The sequence below is a fragment of the Nitrosospira sp. Nsp2 genome, from assembly GCF_003050965.1.
Lineage (GTDB): Bacteria > Pseudomonadota > Gammaproteobacteria > Burkholderiales > Nitrosomonadaceae > Nitrosospira.
Window position 1 is genome coordinate 339189 of the sequence record NZ_QAOU01000003.1, and the last position, 20485, is coordinate 359673.

General features: G+C 54.2%; 15 protein-coding genes. 6 read left to right on the plus strand and 9 right to left on the minus strand.

Going from position 1 to position 20485, the window contains the following annotated elements; all coding sequences use genetic code 11:
• Positions 1-37: 37 nt before the first annotated feature.
• Both lpdA and C8R31_RS09185 read left to right on the plus strand, forming a co-directional pair.
• A complete protein-coding gene (gene lpdA, locus C8R31_RS09180; protein ID WP_107693765.1) occupies positions 38-1876 on the plus strand; it encodes a dihydrolipoyl dehydrogenase in 1839 nt (612 codons plus the stop codon).
• A gap of 192 nt (positions 1877-2068) precedes the next feature.
• On the plus strand, positions 2069-2923 hold the full coding sequence (locus C8R31_RS09185) for a hypothetical protein (RefSeq protein ID WP_107693766.1): 855 nt from the start codon (positions 2069-2071) through the stop codon (positions 2921-2923).
• Between the two features lie 384 nt (positions 2924-3307).
• Here the strand turns inward: C8R31_RS09185 and C8R31_RS09190 are convergent, their stop codons facing one another.
• Positions 3308-3565, minus strand: coding sequence for a hypothetical protein (locus tag C8R31_RS09190; RefSeq protein WP_107693767.1), 258 nt, complete (start codon positions 3563-3565; stop codon positions 3308-3310).
• A 241-nt stretch (positions 3566-3806) separates the two neighbouring features.
• On the minus strand, positions 3807-4457 hold the full coding sequence (locus tag C8R31_RS09195) for a lytic transglycosylase domain-containing protein (RefSeq protein ID WP_107693768.1): 651 nt from the start codon (positions 4455-4457) through the stop codon (positions 3807-3809).
• A gap of 182 nt (positions 4458-4639) precedes the next feature.
• On the opposite strand from C8R31_RS09195, the gene C8R31_RS09200 reads away from it, so the two are divergent.
• Positions 4640-4909 carry a hypothetical protein gene (locus C8R31_RS09200; RefSeq protein ID WP_107693769.1) on the plus strand — a complete coding sequence of 90 codons (270 nt, stop codon included), beginning with the start codon at positions 4640-4642 and terminating at the stop codon, positions 4907-4909.
• Between the two features lie 41 nt (positions 4910-4950).
• On the opposite strand, the gene rsmA is transcribed toward C8R31_RS09200, so the two are convergent.
• From rsmA to C8R31_RS09220, 4 genes are all read right to left on the minus strand, one after another.
• Positions 4951-5736, minus strand: coding sequence for a 16S rRNA (adenine(1518)-N(6)/adenine(1519)-N(6))-dimethyltransferase RsmA (gene rsmA, locus C8R31_RS09205; RefSeq protein ID WP_107693889.1), 786 nt, complete (start codon positions 5734-5736; stop codon positions 4951-4953).
• Between the two features lie 61 nt (positions 5737-5797).
• Positions 5798-6808 carry a 4-hydroxythreonine-4-phosphate dehydrogenase PdxA gene (gene pdxA, locus C8R31_RS09210; protein ID WP_107693890.1) on the minus strand — a complete coding sequence of 337 codons (1011 nt, stop codon included), beginning with the start codon at positions 6806-6808 and terminating at the stop codon, positions 5798-5800.
• Positions 6809-6830: 22 nt separating this feature from the next.
• The gene (locus tag C8R31_RS09215) at positions 6831-8153 is read right to left on the minus strand and encodes a peptidylprolyl isomerase (protein ID WP_107693770.1); all 1323 of its coding nucleotides are present in this window, start codon (positions 8151-8153) and stop codon (positions 6831-6833) included.
• A gap of 53 nt (positions 8154-8206) precedes the next feature.
• Positions 8207-10984, minus strand: a complete 2778-nt coding sequence (locus C8R31_RS09220; RefSeq protein ID WP_107693771.1) for an LPS-assembly protein LptD — start codon at positions 10982-10984, stop codon at positions 8207-8209.
• A 304-nt stretch (positions 10985-11288) separates the two neighbouring features.
• Between C8R31_RS09220 and mpl the strand changes: the two genes are divergently transcribed.
• Entirely contained in the window at positions 11289-12647 is a 1359-nt protein-coding gene (gene mpl, locus C8R31_RS09225) for a UDP-N-acetylmuramate:L-alanyl-gamma-D-glutamyl-meso-diaminopimelate ligase (RefSeq protein WP_107693772.1), read from the plus strand.
• 111 nt (positions 12648-12758) lie between these two features.
• Here the strand turns inward: mpl and C8R31_RS09230 are convergent, their stop codons facing one another.
• Positions 12759-13280, minus strand: coding sequence for a DUF3617 domain-containing protein (locus tag C8R31_RS09230; RefSeq protein ID WP_107693773.1), 522 nt, complete (start codon positions 13278-13280; stop codon positions 12759-12761).
• A gap of 326 nt (positions 13281-13606) precedes the next feature.
• On the opposite strand from C8R31_RS09230, the gene C8R31_RS09235 reads away from it, so the two are divergent.
• The gene (locus C8R31_RS09235; protein WP_107693774.1) at positions 13607-14266 is read left to right on the plus strand and encodes an ankyrin repeat domain-containing protein; all 660 of its coding nucleotides are present in this window, start codon (positions 13607-13609) and stop codon (positions 14264-14266) included.
• Between the two features lie 88 nt (positions 14267-14354).
• Here C8R31_RS09235 and C8R31_RS09240 read toward each other — a convergent pair whose 3' ends face one another.
• Both C8R31_RS09240 and C8R31_RS09245 read right to left on the minus strand, forming a co-directional pair.
• Positions 14355-15632 carry a cytochrome P450 gene (locus C8R31_RS09240; RefSeq protein WP_107693775.1) on the minus strand — a complete coding sequence of 426 codons (1278 nt, stop codon included), beginning with the start codon at positions 15630-15632 and terminating at the stop codon, positions 14355-14357.
• 57 nt (positions 15633-15689) lie between these two features.
• Positions 15690-17867 carry a di-heme-cytochrome C peroxidase gene (locus C8R31_RS09245; RefSeq protein WP_258192647.1) on the minus strand — a complete coding sequence of 726 codons (2178 nt, stop codon included), beginning with the start codon at positions 17865-17867 and terminating at the stop codon, positions 15690-15692.
• Between the two features lie 707 nt (positions 17868-18574).
• On the opposite strand from C8R31_RS09245, the gene C8R31_RS09255 reads away from it, so the two are divergent.
• The gene (locus C8R31_RS09255) at positions 18575-20428 is read left to right on the plus strand and encodes a ribonuclease catalytic domain-containing protein (RefSeq protein WP_107693777.1); all 1854 of its coding nucleotides are present in this window, start codon (positions 18575-18577) and stop codon (positions 20426-20428) included.
• Positions 20429-20485: the final 57 nt, after the last annotated feature.

A 20485-nucleotide genomic window follows, 5' to 3' on the forward strand; every position in this document is an offset into this window, starting at 1 on the left:
CATTGAAACGGGTTCTGTTTTTTAACTTAAGGTTGTCATGGCTCAGCTTATCGAAATAAAAGTTCCTGATATCGGTGATTTCAAGGATGTGGTTGTCATCGAGCTATTGGTAAAGCCGGGCGATAGCGTGGAAAAGGAAACGTCTCTCGTCACGCTTGAAACCGACAAGGCGACCATGGAGATTCCCTCTCCGCAACCAGGGGTAGTGAAGGATATCCACGTCAAGGTGGGCGATACCGTCTCGGAAGGGTCGCTTCTCCTTATGCTCGAACCGGTAGCCGCCTCCGAGGGGGCGGCTCAGTCTGCTCAGGCGGCTCAGACACCCGTAGCGCCTGAGCCAAAAGAACAAGCCGCGGTTGGCGCCGAGTTTGCACCCGAAAAACCGCAAACGGAAGCTTCAGCAATCGTGGCGACCCCTGAATCAGCTGCGCCCCATCCCGCCCCTTCGGTTAGGCGAGGTGACATCCACGCGGATTTGGTCGTGTTGGGTGGCGGGCCGGGAGGTTACACCGCGGCGTTCCGCGCCGCGGATCTGGGTAAGAAAGTGGCATTGATCGAGCGCTATTCCAAGCTCGGTGGTGTCTGCCTTAACGTGGGCTGCATTCCTTCCAAGGCCCTGTTGCACGTGGCGAAGGTTATTAGCGATGCGGAGGAAACAGCGCTTCAGGGCATCGTTTTCGGTGAGCCGCGCATCGAAATAGACAAGCTTCGCGCCTGGAAGGAGTCCGTTATCGGCAAGCTGACCAAGGGGCTGACGCAGTTGGCAAAACAGCGCAAGGTGGAACTTGTGCAAGGGACGGGTAGGTTTACGTCGCCGAATATGATCGAGGTTGAGACTCCCGGTGGCTTGAAGACTGTATCGTTCGAGCATTGCGTTATTGCCGCAGGCTCAAGCGTGGCGCGCATACCCGGCTTCCCCTACGACGATCCCCGCATGATGGATTCTACCGGAGCTCTGAAGCTGGAGGATATCCCCAAGCGTATGCTTATCATTGGTGGAGGTATCATTGGACTGGAAATGGCGACAGTATACGATGCCCTCGGCAGCAGGATTACAGTAGTGGAATTAATGGATCAGTTGATCCCCGGCGCTGATCCTGACCTTGTCAGGCCGCTGCACCGCCGCATACAAAAACGCTACGAAGCCATCTACCTCAAAACCAAAGTCACGGCGATCGAGGCCCTTGCAGATGGGCTGAAAGTCACCTTTGAAGGCGGGCCAAACGGCAAAGCACCGGAGCCGCAAATTTACGACCGGATCCTGATGGCGGTCGGACGCCGCCCCAACGGTCGCGATATTGGAGCGGAACAAGCGGGTGTTAACGTGAATGAGCGCGGATACATCCCCGTGGATAAGCAATTGCACACCAACGTGCCGCATATCTTCGCCATCGGCGATATTGCAAGCGAGCCCATGCTCGCGCACAAGGCCTCGCACGAAGGCAAGACTGCCGCCGAAGTGATCGCCGGGCATAAAGTGGCGTTTGACGCGCGCACTATTCCCTCCGTGGCGTATACAGATCCCGAGATTGCCTGGATGGGCCTGACCGAAACCGATGCGGCAAAACAGGGAATCGAATTCGAAAAGGCGGTGTTTCCTTGGGCCGCAAGCGGTCGGGCACTAGCCATGGCGCGTGAGGAAGGCATGACCAAGCTGCTGCTGGACAAAAAAACGCGGCGCATCCTCGGCGCAGGCGTGGTCGGTGTGAATGCTGGTGAGTTGATTGCCGAAACCGTGCTGGGGCTTGAAATGGGGGCGGACATGGAAGACATCGGCCTCTCCATTCACGCGCACCCGACATTATCCGAAACCATCTTTTTTGCCGCCGAAATCGCGGAAGGGTCGATCACGGATCTGTATATGCCAAAAAAATGACCGGCAAACTGGCCGATTTTGACGAAGCCCCATGTGAACGATAGGCACTGATCTGGTTTTTTGCATACCTCAACTCGTCTTCAGCATGGAAATCCTTAGCTTGGCGTACCTTCATTGACCAGCCGAAGCTCGAGGATAATCTATCTAACACGCTCGCTTTCCACGTAATGTCAGGTAACGGTAAAAATAACAATGGACTCTAATGACCAGATATTTGCATTTGTTCTAATGCCTTTTGACACGGCGTTTAACGATATATATAAGTTGGGAATAAAGGAACCAGCAACCACGCTTGGGATTTTAGCTGAGAGAGTCGATGAGCAGATGTTTCAGGAGGGAATCCTGGAAAGAATTTATCGTCAGATTGAATTGGCCGATCTTGTTGTGGCAGATATGACAGGTCAAAACCCAAATGTTTTCTACGAGGTCGGTTATGCTCATGCCAAGGGTAAGCTCTGTGTGCTTCTCACTCAAAGTACGGAAGACATACCATTTGACCTAAAGCATCACAGACATATTGTCTACGGCTCGTCTATTGGCTTACTACGGACACTCCTAACGGAAGAAATGGCATGGGCCAAGGCTCAAATCGACACGATTCGGTCGAGTCGAATTAAGGTTAGCTTTAAGGAAACGTCTGGACTTCTCGAGAAGTCGAAATTTGTTGCGTGGGGCACTGTGGAATTCAAGGTTGACTTACATAACGAAACGACAAATACATCGGCTGAAATAGATGCCATCTACTTTTACTCTAAAAAGGGTTGGACGTTGTATCAAGATGGAAAAGACTGCCCGATGACAGATTCTGATGTACCTGATTTCCCGGTTCGTCATTTTCTTGCGCCTCCTGTCCGTCGTCTTAACAAGAAATCTTGGGCACAGCTAAAGTTTTCCGCAAAGCGAGTCTTGGCTTTTGCGACGGAAGGTGAAGAATTCAAAGATTCTTATCGACTGACCGGGCGAACTCTTGTACGACTCGTAACGACCGAGGGAAACTTTGATTATGAATTTCCCTTGGATGTGGCAGTTGATGAGATTCCTTTTTAGCTCCACAATCCAGTGGCATGTACGGAAATAATATCGAAAGATAGCCCGATGCGTGCGCGATCTATTTCGGCTAGCATCCCAACCAGGCATCCTAAGGAGGCGCCTTAACTAACTAACCGCGCTGATCCTATTCATCGGCTGATACCAAAATAGCGGGACATTAATAGGATCAGCCTCGCTGGGGCTCGAAATAGGAGCGAATATAGATGACATCTAATTGCACCGGACGTTAGCGGAAACGAATCCTTATTTCCAAAATCGCGGAAAGTGGATAACCTTATTTATATGCTGGAACAATAATGCGCGAAGGGAAAATATTGCTCGATGCTAGACTTGAATTTTTCGCTGTGGGCAGAGGCTATAGCTAGAAGTTGTTAAGTCTCGTTATTCGGTAATAATCTCCGGTTTTACAGTCGATGGAGCATGCCCTTTCATTGGATTGCTCATTCGGACATGGTAACCCGAGCGAACCAACGAAATCAGGTCGGATTCGTTTGTCACCCGTGTTCCTTCTTTCCCGTTTGGATCATTTCGTGAGTTGGTTTTGTATGCACGAAAGAACCCGTCTTCGTATAGATGAGGAGTTAATACAATTCCAGCGTTCTTTCCACGTTTCACAAAATACAGTAGCTTTTCTTTCATAGCTTCCTTTTCCGGATTATGATTTCCTCATATCCAGAATTTTGAAAAATGGTCTCAACTACGATGTGGACAAGCGACTAGAAGGTCAGACTGTTCTGAATTAAGCAGGCGGCAATGATGGGGACAGGCTGAGCCAAGAGTGCTAGTGTTAGTTTCTGCCGCTATTGACCGGTCCTAATTGTGTGTCGCGAAAGCCGGGTTAGCTAAACGTCCACTGATTCACTCTCTTCTAAGAAGCTTTTCATACTCCACGCCGCGGTTGAATAGCCTTCGGGCTCGCCTGATACTTGCGATAGAGCTCCATCACCTTCGGCACGTAAGCTCGGGTTTCCTGGAACGGCGGAATCTGGTTTCCGTATTTGAGAACGTTATTTTCGCCGGCGTTGTAAGCCGCCAGCGTTAGCCTCATGTCGCCGTTAAACATCTTCAGCAAGTCGCTCAGATATCTGGCCCCCCCGTGAAGATTCTGCACAGGGTCGAACCGGTCGGTGACACCGTACCGCTGCGCAGTTTCAGGCATGAGTTGCATGAGGCCACCCGCGCCTTTCTTCGAAACAGCTGTGACCCTGTAGGCTGATTCAACAGACACCACCGCATGTATCAGCGCGCTTTCCAATCCGTAAGCTCGAGCGATCTCTTCTATGATGCCACCATATTTAGCCTTGGTACGCGGTTCGACTGCGGTGTTGCTCGAACCTGTAATAGCTCTCTTGACGCCGGCATTGGGCCCAGTAAGCGGAACGTAACGCTCATCCGTCGGCACGTTGCTGAAATGCATGACGCCATTTTCGTCGGTAAACGAGTAAATTTCCGCACCCGCCGGAGTCGCTAGACCAAATGCAATAAAAGCTGCCAATAGGAGTGGGAGTCTGCGAGGGGCAATAGGTCTCATGATCTGTCTGGCGGGGGCGATCCTCGGGGCTTTGCTTGATTTTATTCAGCGTGAGCCCCGATTATACTCATGCACTTGACAGAATTTAAAGTGATTATTAGTTCGATTGCATCGTGGCATCGTTAGCTCAGCAGCCCCCCAAGAAAAACATTAGCTTGTTCTCGGTGGGGACTCCCAGAGACATGCTCCTTGCAGAGTTTGGCACACCTTCCGTAAGCGAAACGAAAGACGGCAGGAGACGCGAGATTTTCACATTCAAGCAAGGTTACAGTACCGCGACAAGAGCCGGTAGGGCGGTTTTTCACGGTGTTGCTGACGTTTTTACCCTGGGTTTGTGGGAGGTGGTCGGCACGCCGACCGAACTTGTTTTTCAAGGGGAAGAAATGGCGTTCGATGTCAGCTACGACGAGAACGATCGGATCGATAAAGTGACCGTGCTCCAGAAAAAGTAAATACTCGCTCATCTGGTAGCATTCTTCTGCCGGGCATGTGTTTACGACAGAACCAGCCTTTTGCTCAAGTGGTCAGCGATTGCTACAAACTGCGCGACGGCCAGGTTCTCCGCCCGCAGTCCCGGATCGATTTCCAGCACAGCATAGTCTTCCGATTTCAGATATCCATGCAGCGTATTGCGTAGGGTCTTGCGACGCTGCGAGAAAGCGGCGGAGACGATATCGGTGAATAAACTGTCATTGCTGCTGTCAATCGGCGGTTGCCGGAGGGGGAGCATGCGGACGACCGCCGACTCGACCTTCGGTACCGGGCGGAAGGATTCCGGGGGAACGATGAAGAGTTGCTCCATTTCAAAGCGGCATTGCAGCATAACCGAGAGCCGCCCGTAAGCGGGGGACGAGGGTACGGCGACCATGCGCTCCACCACCTCCTTTTGCAGCATGAAGTGCATATCGCTGATGCCGTTCGCGTATCGGCTCAGATGAAACAGGATAGGTGTGGAGATATTGTAGGGCAGATTGCCAATTACCCGCAGATGTTTACCAATCGTGGAGAAGTCGAACTTCAGCGCATCACCTGAGTATATGGTGAGTTTTTCCCCGGAGAATTCGCGGCGCAGGCGTTCGATGATATCCCGGTCAATCTCCACCACATGCAGATGACTGACCGATCGCAACAGGGGCCGCGTGAGTGCGCCCATGCCGGGCCCTATTTCCACCAGAAGATCGTCGTTTCCCGGACGAATGGCACTGACAATATCCGCAATCACGCGCTCATCAACCAGGAAATTTTGGCCAAAGCGCTTGCGGGGAATGTGGCGCGTCACTTTGTTGCAGGCGATATGAAAGCGGGATGCGGCGGAATCGGCGGGCGGTCCATGCAGCAGGCTATTTCCGATTTCCGGCGAGGGTCGCCGCCATTTCGATCGCCGCGATAAGGCTGCCTGGATCGGCACTTCTGGTTCCGGCCAGATCCAGGGCGGTTCCGTGATCGACAGAAGTACGAATGATGGGCAAGCCCAAGGTCACGTTGACTGCCGTGCCAAAACTGGCGTGCTTCAATACCGGCAGGCCTTGGTCATGGTACATGGCAAAGATGCAGTCAAAGTCCTTCAGCTTTGCCGGATTGAAAAGGGTATCGGCCGGAAGCGGGCCGCTCAAGTCCATTCCCTGGGCGCGCAGCTTGTCGAGCGAGGGAATGATGATTTCTATCTCTTCCCTGCCAAGATGTCCGGATTCACCGGCATGAGGATTTAACCCGGCCACTGCGATACAAGGCCGGCCAATGCCAAAACGATGGATCAAGTCGTCGTGAATCGTCCGAAGTTTCCTCTCCAGCGCGGCTTGGGTGATCGCGGCCGGCACATCCTTTAGCGGCAGGTGGGTGGTTGCGAGCGTTACCCGCATGCCGCCGCCAACAAGCATCATGACTGCCTGACTATTTGTCCGTTGGGCAAGGTATTCGGTATGCCCGGTGAAGGGGATCCCCGCGTTATTGATGATGCCCTTATGTACGGGTGCGGTCACCATCGCGCAAAATTCCCCATTGCTGCATCCCTCAATGGCGCGATCCAGCAAGTTCAGCACATAACGGGAGTTGACCGGATCAAGCTGACCAGGGTTCGAAGATTCCGTCAGGGGGACGTGCAGCACCCGCAAAGTGCCTGGCTTATCCTCGGGCTTATGCGCGAGTCCGGCAGTGGGGACGTAGTCGGTGATTTTCAGCGGAAGCTTTAGTAAAAGCGCACGTGCGCGCAACAGTTCGCGGTCGGCGAGCACAACCAGATTGAAAGGCAAATCCAGTTGTGCGATTTGCACGCATAGATCCGGACCGATTCCCGCTGGCTCTCCCGTCGTAAGAGCCAGCCTTCTGCCTGTGGCGGGCGCGCCCGCGGGCATGATATTCACGGCTTGCTCAATCCTAACCTTCCTCGAGCCGGTATTCGACGTAGGCGCGGTCACGCAGTCGTTGCAGCCATTCCTGAAATGCTGCGTCGGCTTTGCGAGCGCGGATAGCCTGGCGCGCGGCTTGCCGCTGCCGTTCCTTGCTTACATCCTGCGTTCGGTGCTCCAACACCTGGATCAAGTGCCAGCCGAATGGTGATTGGACAGGTTCACTGATTTCACCGGGTTTGAGGATGCGCATGGCCTGCTCGAACTCAGGTACGGTATCGCCGGGAGAGAGCCAGCCCAAGTCCCCGCCGGTGGGAGCGCTTGCATCTTCGGAATGGAGCTTGGCCAGTTCTTCAAATTTGGCCCCCCCATTGTCCAGTCTGTCCTTCAACTCGATTATGCGGCGCTTGGCATCTGTTTCGGAGGTGAGTTCGCTGATTTTGACAAGAATATGACGGGCGTGGGTCTGATCCACCACGGTGACCGCTTGGTTCTGGCTGCGACGGTCGACCAGCTTCAGAATATGGAACCCGCTTGCGCTCTGAATGAGCGGAGTCACTTCGCCTGCCTTCATCGGCGTCAATACGTCGGCAAAAATCTTGGTCAATTGCGCCGCCGGACGCCAGTCCAGCAGCCCTCCCTCCATCGCGTCCGGGGCATCCGAAAACTCGGCCGCCACCTGGGCAAATTCGGCTCCGCTTTTCAAGCGCGTCAAGGCAGCTTCCGCTCGCTCCCGCCTCATCTGCAATTGGGAAGGGCTCGCCTGATCCGGCACCATAATCAAGATGTGGGCGATACGATATTCCTCGTTCTGGCTGGGGGACGATTCCTGCGTATGCAGGAAATTATCCACCTCTCCCTCGGTCACGCTGACCCGGTTTGTGACCTCGCGTTCCTTGAGCCGCACCAGAATTATCTCATCGCGAATTTCGTCCCTGAACTTGTTGAAACTGATTCCGTCGCGCTCCAGTGCGTTGTGAAATTCATCCAGCGACATCTTATTTTCCTGCGCGATTCGACGGATGGTCTGGTCAAGTTCGGTGTCGCTTACCGTCAAGCCGGTTTCTTTGGCAAGCTGTAACTGGACCTGATTCAAAATGATGCGATCGAGCATCTGCTTCTCGAGTACCGCGGGCGGAGGTGGCTGCACGCCCTGTTTCTCTAACTGCTTGACCATGGCCCTGAGCATTTCGTTCAGCTCATGGCGCGTTATCACGCTCTCATTCACCACGGCGACAATATGATCTATGGTCCGGATGCTGCCAGGATGGGCAGGCTGCTGGGCGATCGCCATCCCGGCAATCAGCATAGCCAGCAAAACAGGAGGACGTAACCAGAATTTCGTGCCCATGTGTTTAAGCGTTGAGCAGAGGAACGGCGTGCTGCCGTATGAAGATTTGCTTTCTATGGGCCTTCCAGCGGGCTACTTCCCTGGCTGCCGGTTCTGAGATAACCAGGAATACTACGCTGCAACACTTGCAGCGGGTTTGAGCCAATTTGCATCAAGCCGTTCAACTCGAGTTGCAAAAAAGCTGCCGTGGTCGTTTTCTGCGTGGCGGTTGTGAGATGCTGGAGCACGAACCGCAACGACCAGCAGCAGGCATTATACTCAAGTCCCGCCAGTCCTTCCAGAATCTTCTGGTCCTGCAACGAGTAATTCAGACGGGCAACCGTCTGCCAACGTTCCGACCATCGCCACTGGCTCGAAGCGTCCACCTGATGCAGCACGTCCCGTGTAAAACGGTAGCCGACATTGACGACCCTGCCAGGCTCCGGGCGATAGCTCAAGCCCGAACGAACCACGTCAGCCACGAATCTGGTCTGATCGAATTGCACGCTCGAATCCGTGCTGATTGTCGGCGTGAGGAATCCGGTCACTGCGGCGACGAAATCCGGTCTGCGGTTAATAGTTTCAGGTGCGTCCAGTGTTACGCGCCGATCAATAAAGCTTATTTGCTGGCCAACGGCAAGGCGCAGGCGTTCTTTGCCGGTGCCGGACTCGATCAAACGGGAGGTAAGTGCGAAGGTGAGCTGATTCGCATCGTTGATGCGATCATGGCCGCTGAACCGGTTTTCGTTCAGCATTTGCGCGAAGCTGAAGTCGGTCTTGGCCGAGTCAAAGTTCGGCAACTGACTCTGATCGCGGAACGGGACATATACATAGAAAAGCCGGGGCTCAAGGGTCTGCGTGAACCGTTCTCCACCCAGGCTCATCTGGCGGTCAAATGCAATACCACTGTCGAGGCTGAGTATCGGCAATGTGCGATCAGGGCTCGCCTCGGGGGAGGTGCCCGTAGCGTCCAGGTTATACCGGGTGTGGTGTATCCCGATCTTTGGCGTCACATAGCCAAATGCATTGCGCATCGGATAACTGACGCTAGGAAAGAGCACCACGCGGTGGCCGCTCACCAGCGTCGGATGCGAGAAATTCGACCAGCTGCCGATGAAATTCAGGTCCATGCCGAAAATATCAGGTTTATTCGCAACCATGGCGATCTGCGGCAAGCGCTTGTACGGGGCAACAATGGAGGCCAAGGGATCCTGAATGGTCTGAAAGCTTTGGACCATGGAGGTCACGTTCAGCGTCCCGTCGTCGCCAAGCCCGCGGTTGTACGAAAGCAGGCCCTGTTGCAGCAGGTTGGTGCGGGAGGTTAGATTCAGGTTGTTTCCGAGATCGCGGAAATATGCGTCATCCGAAACCCTGTTGTAGTCCAGGCGCGCCGAAAAGCCTCTGCCGAGATTGTGATCGTGCGCAAAAGAGGTGCGCCACCGGGTCGTTTGGGTGTCCCAGTCATTCGGCAATATGTCCCCGAGTATGGTGCCGCTGAACTTCTCTCCCAGATAGCGAAATTCGTTGTTGAGTGAGACGCCCCGCTTCGACATCATGCGGGCGGAGATGGTCGCGTCATAATTGGGTGCGATATTCCAGTAGAACGGCACTGTGACTTCGAGGCCTGTTCGTACGTTGGTGCCATATACAGGCGCGAGCAAGCCCGACTTGCGCTGGCCGCTGTACGAGAAATTCATCCAGGGGGTGTATAAAATGGGTACGTCCTTGAATGTAAGTTTAACGTTCCGCGCAGTGCCGACCCGCTTGGAGTGATCCAGTTGCAGGTCACCTACGTTCAAGTGCCAATCATCGTCGCCGGCAGGACATGTGGTGTAGTTTGCTTGCCGGAAGCGGTAGTGATTTTCGCCTTCAAATAAGAGCATGTCGGCATAGCCCCGGCTGCTGGCATCCTTCAGCTGATAGCTGGGCTGGCTGAGTTCTCCGGTTTTACTGGCCAGATTGAATTTGAGCCTCGAACCCTCAAGTATATCTCCGCGCTGCTCCACTCGAACCCCGCCTTCAGCCTCCGCATCTTCCGTGTCCTGACGATATTTCAGGCGATCCGCCGAGATGAGCTGATCGCCGTTGTTCAGCTCGGCTCTGCCGATTGCCTCGACTTCCTTGCCAGAGTGTCCTTGCAGGCGGTCGGCAGCCACGAACACCGGCCTGCTCTTCGGACTCACTTTTTCTGCCACGGGCGCAGCCACTTTTACCTCGGTCTCTGGCTCAACTCCGCCGCCAAGGCGCAGCTTCATGTCGCCCGGCTGCTCAAGGTGTCCACGGATGTGCTCGGCTTCCGCGAATCCTGGTTTACCTCCCCCTGTTTCCGGCACGCCGCCGGGCGTGGCCATTTTGGTCCGGTCCTTCAAGCCGGGCGATGCGATGCCCGCGGGCGAAGTCGCGCCGGGCCGAAGCTGCGGTTCAAATTCCTGCACGGCGTGCGGTCCTGCTATACCCTCAGCTTCTGTAAGTCCGCGCTGATCCTCCTTGTTTCCAGCCTCGACTTTATGTCCTGTGGCCGCTTCACCGGGTTTTGCCGCAGTTGATGGTGTATAGTTCTGCCTCGGCTGAGACCGGCCACCACCGTCCTGAGGCTGACCGGCTGAGTTAACAGGGGCGCCGCGTAATTCAGACCCGCTGGGGGCCTGAACCTCATATTCATGACGGCCGCGAATGCGCTCGTTGTCGATAACGACCGGTTTATTTTCATTGCCCTGGGCTTTGCCGGGCGGGGTTGTTATACGCTCAGACCGTTGTCGCGCGTCAGATGATGGCGTGTCGGCGCGAGCATTGCATGCAAGGCAAAAAAGAAAAACACACCAGCAAATTAGGCGGGAGAAACGCGATTTCATGGGAGGAGAGGTATCCGGAAAAGCGCGACGTCTCGGCACGGATGCATCGCTGTTTTCAGATTGGTAGGTGTGGCGTCACCGGTATGTGGGCATCGCTGCACGTAGCGTATCGGATCCGGATTTGCAGAAATCGAGGGTGCCCTCCATTGGGGCTTGTTGCTCAGCTTGGCCACCAAGTGGTAGGCTAAGGCGAACAAAGCCGTAAGTGTAACAAAAAACGGAAGCCAAACTATACGCACGGTCGTGCGCATACAAACTTAATTTTAACCGTACAAAGCTGCTGGGGAGCAGTAGGAGTCAAGGTTTGCACATTCATATTCTAGGCATTTGCGGCACCTTCATGGGGGGGGTCGCCGCCATCGCGCGCGAGGCCGGCCATAAAGTGACAGGCAGCGACGCCAGTGTTTATCCACCCATGAGTGCTCAGCTCAGCTCTCAAGGGATTGAGTTGACTGAGGGGTTTTCGCCTGACCAAGCCAAGCTCCGGCCGGATCTGTTCCTGGTTGGGAATGTGGTCACCCGCGGCAACCCCCTCATGGAGGAGATTCTCAACCTTAACCTCCCTTATGTTTCAGGGCCACAGTGGCTTGCGGACAACGTGCTTCGCGAAAGATGGGTGTTGGCCGTTGCGGGTACTCATGGGAAGACAACAACCACGTCCATGCTGGCATGGATACTCGAATACGCGGGGATGAGCCCGGGTTTCCTGATCGGCGGTATTCCCCGGAACTTTGGATTGTCAGCCAGACTGGGCGGATCCGGCTTTTTCGTCATTGAAGCGGACGAATACGACACGGCTTTTTTTGATAAACGCTCCAAGTTCATACATTTTCGACCCAGAACGGCGATTCTCAATAATCTGGAATTTGATCACGCGGACATCTTCGACAGTCTCGCAGCAATTGAACAGCAGTTCCATTATTTTGTCCGTACCATTCCTGGGAATGGGCTGATCGTCGCCAACGGGCGCGAGGAAAGTCTGAAGCGGGTATTGAGCAGGGGATGCTGGACGCCGATTGAAACGTTAGGGGTGGCGAGCGGCTGGGAAAGCGACGTTTTGCCCGACGGCGGAATTACCGTTCGTTTCAAGGGTGATTCTCAGGGATTATTACAATGGGATTTGCTCGGTGAGCACAATCTCATGAATGGGTTGGCGGCGCTGGCTGCCGCGCGTCACGCCGGCGTGCCCGTCAATGTCGGTATCGATGCGCTGAGGCAGTTCAGAAACGTCGAGCGCCGCATGGAAGTGCGCGGTGTGAGGAACGGCATTACTATATATGACGATTTTGCGCATCACCCAACAGCAATCCGGACCACCCTTGAAGGGTTGCGGAACAAAGTGAAAAACGCTCGTATTATTGCTGTGCTGGAGCCTCGCTCCAACACGATGAAAATGGGAGTCTGGAAAGACAGTCTCGCGAATAGTCTTGCGACAGCGGATCAGGTCTTTTGCTACAACGCAAATCTTGGTTGGGACGCTGGGGATGCGCTGGTCCCGCTTGGTAAGAGAGCGGCGGTATACGGCAACCTCGATCAGCTGGTCGCAGCCATCATCGTTGCTGCTCAGCCAGGCGATCACGTGCTTGTGATGAGCAATGGCGCTTTTGGGGGCCTTCACGAACGGCTGCTTGAGGCTATGACGCGCGAAGTCACGGATATTTAGGACCCCGGCCAGCGGTAAACGGCGGGGGAGCGATCCCGGTACGCCGCGGCGTCCTACAAGAAATAGCGTTGGCAATGACGAGACAATTGCCTGTCAGGTGAATCGGGCGCCTCAGTAAATGGCTTTGACCGGGCCGCAGCTTGCGCTAATCCATCGGCCTGTAACGTCCGCATGCTCGTCGATAGGATTGCCCTGGAAGACACCATTAAACTGTGTTTGTCCTGAAAAGCGTTCGGGACTGGTAAATGTTCCCTCCGCCGTTCCGTTACCCTTGAACTGAGGATGCGCACAAACCAGGTCTGTTCTGTAGCTGTTTCCTGTCCGGGTCGTATTCTGAGCACTACACCCCAATTGGGTCTGATGAAAATAGACCGGGAGTTCCTGCTCGGCCATCTCTGGGGTAATGCAGACTTTAGACGTGGCTGCTCCGTTCTGGATTTCAGGTATGTCGATTCCGTGTTGCTTTGCCAGGCTTGTCAGCTTTTGCATTGTATCGGGTGGAATCTGGGGTACAAACGCCAGCAGAAGCGACGTCGTCGTCAACTCCCATAGTCCCGGGCGTAGGACCCCTTCTGCTGAGCTTGCTGATGACGCCACCAGCAACAATGATATCGAAAGAAGGGCCTTACGCATTGAATCTCCTCAAAATTAGCGGGTCAGAACAGGTTCCTGCCAGCGAATGTGATCGGTCGGGATTACATGATGGTTCACGTTGGTTTTAGCTTTGGTCTGGCTCTGGTCGAGCCGGCTTGGTGTTTGATCGAAGTAAGTCCAGATGGTTCGGCTGTGGACTGTCGAACTGCATCAAGCGCTGGACTGACTTCTCCCCCTTCGCAAACGGGGAGCAATCCGCCCTCAGCGCACCGTCAGCGATATAAATGGGCGGGGCTGGGGTGAAAACCGAAGCGAGCGGGCGAGTGGCAAGAATAACAGGAAATAATTGAATAAAGGAGACTGAAGTGACCAGACCGTTGATATACGCACGCGCATTGAGCGCGCTAGTGATGTTATTCCTCGCTTCGGCGAGTGCGTGGGCCAGTATGGGCACTAGCGAGCTCATCGCTGCAGCAGAGAACGGCAACCTGGCGCGAGTCAAGGCGCTGCTTGCTACCAAGGTGAATGTAAACGCCGGGTCGCACGACGGTACGACCGCGCTGGTGGCGGCATCGCAAGGCGGCTATGAGGAGGTTGTGCAGGCGTTACTCGAAGCCAAAGCCGATGTGAACGCGAAGACCAGCAACGGTACTACGGCGTTGATGCGGGCGTCGCAGAACGGTCACCGCGAGGTGGTTAGAGACTTGATTGCAGCCAAGGGGGATGTGAATGCCAGAAGAAACGACGGCATCACCGTCTTGATGCAGGCGTCGCAGGAAGGGCATCCGGAGGTTGTGCGGATGCTGATTGCCGCGGGAGCCGATGTGAATGCGCGGCTGGAAAATGGAGCCACTGCTCTTATGCTGGCGTCGCAGATTGGGCATACGGGCGTGGCACAGGCGTTAATCGCAGGCAAGGCAGATGTGAACGCCAAGGCCGGTAATGGTGCTACCGCGCTGATGCTGGCATCCAAATACCGTCAACAAAATCTAGTGCAGCTTCTCAAGGCGGCGGGCGCCAAGTAGCGGTATAGCTGGGCGGGGGCAGTGCCTAAGTGGCTAGTAGGCTATTGCTATCAACCGCCTGGCCCGACAGGACCAGCCGGTTGCTGCTTTATTGTGTCGTCCAGGAAAGCTCGTACTGTTCGGGGAAGGGGCCGGCTTTGTAATCGATTGGGCTCTTCGCCTTAATACCCTCCCTGGTAAGAACCTGGTGCACCATCTCCGGAATCATTTCCCGGCCCACGTATCGACCCAGGCATTCATGACTACCGAAGCCGAAATGAAAATAGTTGTACCAGTTGCGTTGCGGGATAAACTCATCTGGCGACTCGAACGCGCGCTCATCGAACATGGCCGATAACGTAACGGGCAAGACGTGGGTGCCGGCACGCAGCACGGTTTCATGGTCGGTTCCCTTGGCCGCCGCATAATCGCTTGCGGTGGTACGGAACAAGTAAGGTGTGATGGGCACGAAACGCAGGGCTTCCCATACGTAGCCATCAAATTCCGCAGCGGAGTTCTGCTGGGCCGCCAGTTTTGCTTTCGCCAGCCATTCTGGCCGGTCAATCAGGTATTGCACGATTTGAGCGACTGCCTGCGCTGTCGTTTCGATGGCACCGATCAACAAGCCGCCGGCATTCAGACCCAGGCGCTTGATGTCGAAATCCAATTGTTTGGGATAATCGGTACGTAACATTCGCGTTACGATGTCGTCATCGAGACGCACAAGGGTGGAAAAGGTCAATTCCTCCGCCTTGACCTGGAGCGTGCGGCGGGCGATAAGCTCGACTATGAATTTGCCCAGTTCCTTGGAGGTTTCGTTGTGCTTGTCGATAATGTACTGGGATTTTTCCGGGGGCAGCAAATCGAAAGGCTGGTTGTGAAAAGTATCGACCTGGTTCCAGTAAGACCACTCGATCAGATCGCGTCGTTTCGCTCCAGTGAGGCCAAAATACTCTCGCACCAGCGTCGCCGGTACCATGCGGCAGTAGCTGTTAACCAATTCGACGTTGCCGTTTGCATTGTCGAGTATCTCCTTGGAGACATTCGCTACCATTTCCCGCACCGCCGGAAGATCGTCTCGATTCAACATGCACTGCATCAGCGATTTCTCGCGCGTATGCAGCGCATCGTCGTCATGCATCATCAGATAGTCGGCCATTTTGGAAACATAGGGTTCTACCGTGAAGACCTTGGGCATGCTCAATACTTCTCTGACGTCATCGAAACGTGTGACCAGTGTGAATTTTGGGGTCACAAGGATGGGACGCTTTTGACGTAATTCCTTGAAAAACGGCAGAGGTTCGGTATCAATCCAGCGCCGGGCCAGCACCGACTTTTCGGTGTCGGAAGCGGCATCGTACTGCTCCAGGTAATTGCTTGTGCTCATCGGTAGCTCCCTTGTGGTTTTGTTTTGGTAGTCGAAACAGAATCGAATTGATCGGAATCACAAAGTTTTCAGATACTCGAGCAAGTCGAGGCGGTCCTCTCTGGATATGGGATACAGGCACTTGTCTTTAATCGACGCATCCAAATCCTCATCCTTGATGGTTTCGTCGGCACACTTATCTTTGATTTTTTGATCCACTAGCCCATCAGATTCGTTGGCGACGCGTCTGGCCCCGTATTCGTGCCCGGCGTTGCTGTTCCCTTTGGTATAGCCTCCTTTGTCGTCTTTGATTCCCTGGGTATTAAACACGAAGCCGCCATAACCGCTGCTCTTGAAGCCGACCTTCACCGGATCGAATTCGCGGGAGCCGACCTCAAACTCGTCAGGACGGTATTCTCCGCCGTCCGGGTCGCCCGGACGTTTCTTCGGCAGCAACAAATCATAGAGCGTGGGTACGGAACCATTATGCAAATAGGGCGCTGTCGCCCAGATACCATTCAATGGCCTCGACTTATAGGATTTCAACGAGGCGACCGGATTGGCGGTGGTGTCGGGATCGTAATCGCCGTGCTTGATGGAGTTTTTAATTTTATTATCACGATAACCAGTCGCGAGATTATATGCCCACTCGGTCCAGCGCTGTAACAACCACTTGTCCGGCTCTGGAGTGGCGACCACGCCCTGAGTAACGCGGGTCAGCAAGGCTGACACCGGCGCCCGCCGATCGATCAGGATATCGCCGACACTGACGTTCACATACTGGTTGCGTAAAATACCTGAGAAACCTTGGTAATTGACGCTGTTTTCCGCCATCTGGGAGTCCGTGCCCGCATCGCTGGCCCGTGCCATGTGTGCAACTACGCGGCGGTCCGGGTCATCGCGCACGATTCGGGTGTGACAGCTCACGCAATGTTTATTGAACAACGATCTGCCATTTGGGAGACGGGTCTTGTCGATTGCCGGAAGAATGTGCTCCGGCCACAGCGGAGATTGCAACTGCCATAGGCGCGATTCGATGCGGCGGAGGTTAAGCACATTGACTGACGATTTATAACTGATATGGTTACCGTAAAAGCCCTGCCCAGCAACAACAGAGGATATCGAAAATCCCTGTCGTTCTGACCAGTCCAGCGTGCCGAAAACGCCAATCGCTTCCCCCGCGTTGCGTCCGATTGCCTTTAAACCTGAATTTTCTGTCAACCCGTTCCATTGCACGTAATCATGCTGAGGCGTGTCCCACAAGAAGGGATAGCTGACCGGTGCGTTGGGGGTGTTGAACAGCTTCTTCCTCAGGCGTCCGAGCGATTCCCACTCGTTATTCTTGCCCAAAGCCTTCAAAAGATTGCCGACGATCTGGTCGCGCTCGTCCCCATTCAGGACGCTATCGCCATCGTGACCCAAAATCGTTTCCAGTTCTTCCGGACTTATCGCCCCCGGTCTTATTATTCTCGGATCGCGCAACAGCTCTCGAAGCTCTTTAGGAGTAATGATGTGCTCCAGAACCCGATTGTAAATGCGTCCGAAGGCGTCCAGCCGCGCGTACCCGTAATGGGTCGTACTGTAGTTTATGGTGATGTAGTTAGCGAGGCGCTGGGTATACCGCTCGAGGTCCGCATTGACGTCGGCTTCGGCGTTATATGCACCACGCGCCATCACGTTTTTTACGAATCGACTCCGGATATCTTCATTTTCGAGCGTTGCTTTCAGCGCGCGCACCATATCCGCCATGAAGGTTTCCATGTCAGCGCCTGCCGGCCCGCCATCAATGCGGATACCTTTTCCGTTGTAGTTTATTTGTGCGGTGTGACAGGCCGCGCATGTCAATCCCATATAATCTTTACCCTTGTAGGTGTCCTTGACGAAACCGACGGGCAGTCCGTCCGGGTTGCTTGAAGTCGGCTTCTGCGGGAGATAACGGTAACGATTCATGTTCTCGTTGGATCGAAATGGCTCGGAACCGCCTTTTTTTTCCAATACCATGAAGAAATCGTAGGGCAGCATATTCGACCCCTGCGTAACCGTATAAAACCATAAACTGTCCGAAGCCTGCCAGTTCTGTGGGAGATACTCGATTGTGCCGAACTGATCGCCAAAGACGTCCTGCTTCACCGTGGTTGCCCCGCGGTCCGGATCGGTGTCAAGCGCCGCACAGGCAGGCAGGAGCGCGATAACGACTAATAATAAAGGAACAAGAAATACGTGCCGGTTATTCAACGCGACAGGATACTGTTTCAAAGCAACCCCCTTTTTACCGAGATGAGTAAAGATGAGCAAGAGCATGGTTTTTTATTCATTATAGTGGATTCCTCGCGAAAATCAGGTGGCTAACCCAAGCTTACTGTTGAGTCGCGGTCGGAACCTGGTGGTTTTTTTGCTGGGAGATGGGCTCAGCAACGAGCGTTGAATACCCGGAGTTGTCAAAGTTCTGGCAGAGCGCAAGCAGTTGCTTAATGTCGAGTTGCAGCCCGGTATGTCTCAGTTCGCTTACGGTTGGGTTGGCATAAATCTGAAGAAGAGGAAAACTTTTAACCTTTATTACACTCCAACGGAGGGAAATTTCCCTTCGCTCCGACATGCGGTGCCGGATTCCGCCGACAGGCGCAACGGCATGGTGCGTTCCAGATTCAATGCACTAAACGTCTTCCGCGCCAGAGCGGTCCCGCGGAGGATGGTTCAGGCTATAATTTTATCGCTGGAATAAACTTTTCGCCAAATCCTGCGCCTCAATGCAGCATGTCGGCGGTCGGGATGTATTAGCGCTCCCCAACCGTGAAGTTTTACCTGTAGCATAAACTCATCAGAAAGGTAGAGGTCAGGTAGCGCAGTTCGGGTCAGCGCTCATATCTTGGCGCTCGTGGCTCACTGCTCAATATGTGGTCAATGTGCGGTCAACTGGCGGTTCCAGTTTAACTTGTGTCTCAAATTCTCAGGTTCTCCTAACATTGAACGTTTTTTACGAAGAGGAAGGCACTTTCAAAGTAGGCTCGATCCTGGTCGATAATACGACCTCGCTCCACGTAGAGGCGCCTCACGGCAAGCGCGCAAAAATAAAAGCGGCTTCAGTGCTGCTGCGCTTTGACGCACCCTCCCTGTCAGAGTTTATGGATATAGCGCAAAAAACAGCGGAAGATCTGGACCCCAACTTTCTTTGGGAGTGTTGCGAGAGCGAAGCCGAATTTGCCAGCGATACACTGGCTGCGGATTATTTCGGTCATGCAGCTACGCCCGAAGAAGCAGCGGCGGTATTGATTCGGCTGCACAGTGCGCCCATGTATTTTTATAAAAAGGGCCGCGGGCGATACAAGGCTGCGCCACCCAAAGCACTTGAGGCGGCGCTCGCGAGCCAGGAAAAAAAGCGCCTTCAGGCGGAACAGCAGGCGCGCTATATTCAGCTACTGGAAAATTTCACGTTACCGGAAGAATTCAAGCCCGCCCTCTTCAATCTGCTTTACCGGCCCGATAAGAATACCGTCGAGTGGAAGGCGCTGGATGCCGCTTGCGCCGCGGGCAAACTGAGCGTTTCCAAGCTGCTCGAAAAGTGCGGGGCGATACCTTCCACGCATGACTATCACCTCAACCGTTTTTTGCTTGAGCATTTTCCCGCGGGCACAGGGTTTGGAAGCGTCGATGCCAGCGAACTCTTCGACACGGTCGATTTGCCAATCTCGGATGTTACCGCCTTCAGCATAGATGACCTCACCACCACGGAGATTGATGATGCGTTTTCGGTCACCCCACTGACTTTAGGCAGCTTCCGCGTCGGTATTCATATCGCCATCCCAACCTTGGGAATTCCCCCGGATTCGCCCCTGGATGCCGTAGCGGCGCAGCGTTTATCCACCGTGTATCTTCCCGGCTATAAGATCACGATGCTTCCGGAAGCGGTGATACAACACTACACGCTTTGCGAGCAGAGGTTGTGCCCCGCGCTCTCAATGTATCTGGACGTCGCCGACGACTTTACAGTTACCGCGACGAACAGCCGCATTGAACAGGTCAGGGTGGCCGCTAACCTGAGACACGACACGCTGGAGGAGCACTTCAACGAATCGAGTCTGGCCGCCGGTAACGTCGATCACCCGTTCGGTAAGGAATTGCTCGCGTTATGGAATTTTGCATGCAAGATGGAGGCGGCGCGTGGGAAGGCCAATGACAGCAATAATGAAAAGATCGATTACAATTTTGCCATTATCGATGACCGCATTTCCATCAGCCAGCGGCGCCGCGGCTCGCCGATGGATAAAGTAGTGTCAGAGCTGATGATTTATGTCAATGCAGAATGGGGCAGGGAACTTGCCAATCACGGCGTCGTCGGGATCTATCGCAGCCAGGGTAACGGCAAGGTGAGGATGAGCACCTCTCCGGCCCCTCATCAGGGTTTAGGAGTTGCGCAGTACGCATGGATCAGTTCCCCGATGCGCCGATATGTCGATTTCATCAACCAGCGGCAACTCGTGGCTTTGTTACGTGGAGAATCTCCGCCTTACGCAAGAGATAGCGAGAGTTTGAAAACGTCCATGCGCGATTTTGAGGCCGCGTATGAGATATACGGCGATTTTCAGCGCAGCATGGAGCGCTACTGGTGCTTGCGCTGGTTATTGCAGGAAAACGTGGTGTCGACGAGCGGGCAGGTGTTGAAGGAAAATTTGGTCAGGTTCGATCGGTTGCCGCTGGTCGCGCGTGTATCCTCTCTGCCGGAATTACCGCCGGAAACGAATATTGAAATCGAGATTTCCCAGATCGACTTGCTGGAACTCACCTTTCACGCCAAATATCTGCGCAAATTGCAACCGTGAGATTTGGCTTGCTGTGACGAGCAGGCGGTTATTGTTTACAATGACGGCATTTCTACC

Coding starts and splice junctions, on each gene's coding strand:
- lpdA (WP_107693765.1), top strand. CDS start 38: ATGGCTCAGCTTATCGAAATAAAAGTTCCTGATATCGGTGATTTCAAG.
- C8R31_RS09185 (WP_107693766.1), top strand. CDS start 2,069: ATGGACTCTAATGACCAGATATTTGCATTTGTTCTAATGCCTTTTGAC.
- C8R31_RS09190 (WP_107693767.1), bottom strand. CDS start 3,565: ATGAAAGAAAAGCTACTGTATTTTGTGAAACGTGGAAAGAACGCTGGA.
- C8R31_RS09195 (WP_107693768.1), bottom strand. CDS start 4,457: ATGAGACCTATTGCCCCTCGCAGACTCCCACTCCTATTGGCAGCTTTT.
- C8R31_RS09200 (WP_107693769.1), top strand. CDS start 4,640: ATGCTCCTTGCAGAGTTTGGCACACCTTCCGTAAGCGAAACGAAAGAC.
- pdxA (WP_107693890.1), bottom strand. CDS start 6,808: ATGCCCGCGGGCGCGCCCGCCACAGGCAGAAGGCTGGCTCTTACGACG.
- C8R31_RS09215 (WP_107693770.1), bottom strand. CDS start 8,153: ATGGGCACGAAATTCTGGTTACGTCCTCCTGTTTTGCTGGCTATGCTG.
- C8R31_RS09220 (WP_107693771.1), bottom strand. CDS start 10,984: ATGAAATCGCGTTTCTCCCGCCTAATTTGCTGGTGTGTTTTTCTTTTT.
- C8R31_RS09230 (WP_107693773.1), bottom strand. CDS start 13,280: ATGCGTAAGGCCCTTCTTTCGATATCATTGTTGCTGGTGGCGTCATCA.
- C8R31_RS09240 (WP_107693775.1), bottom strand. CDS start 15,632: ATGAGCACAAGCAATTACCTGGAGCAGTACGATGCCGCTTCCGACACC.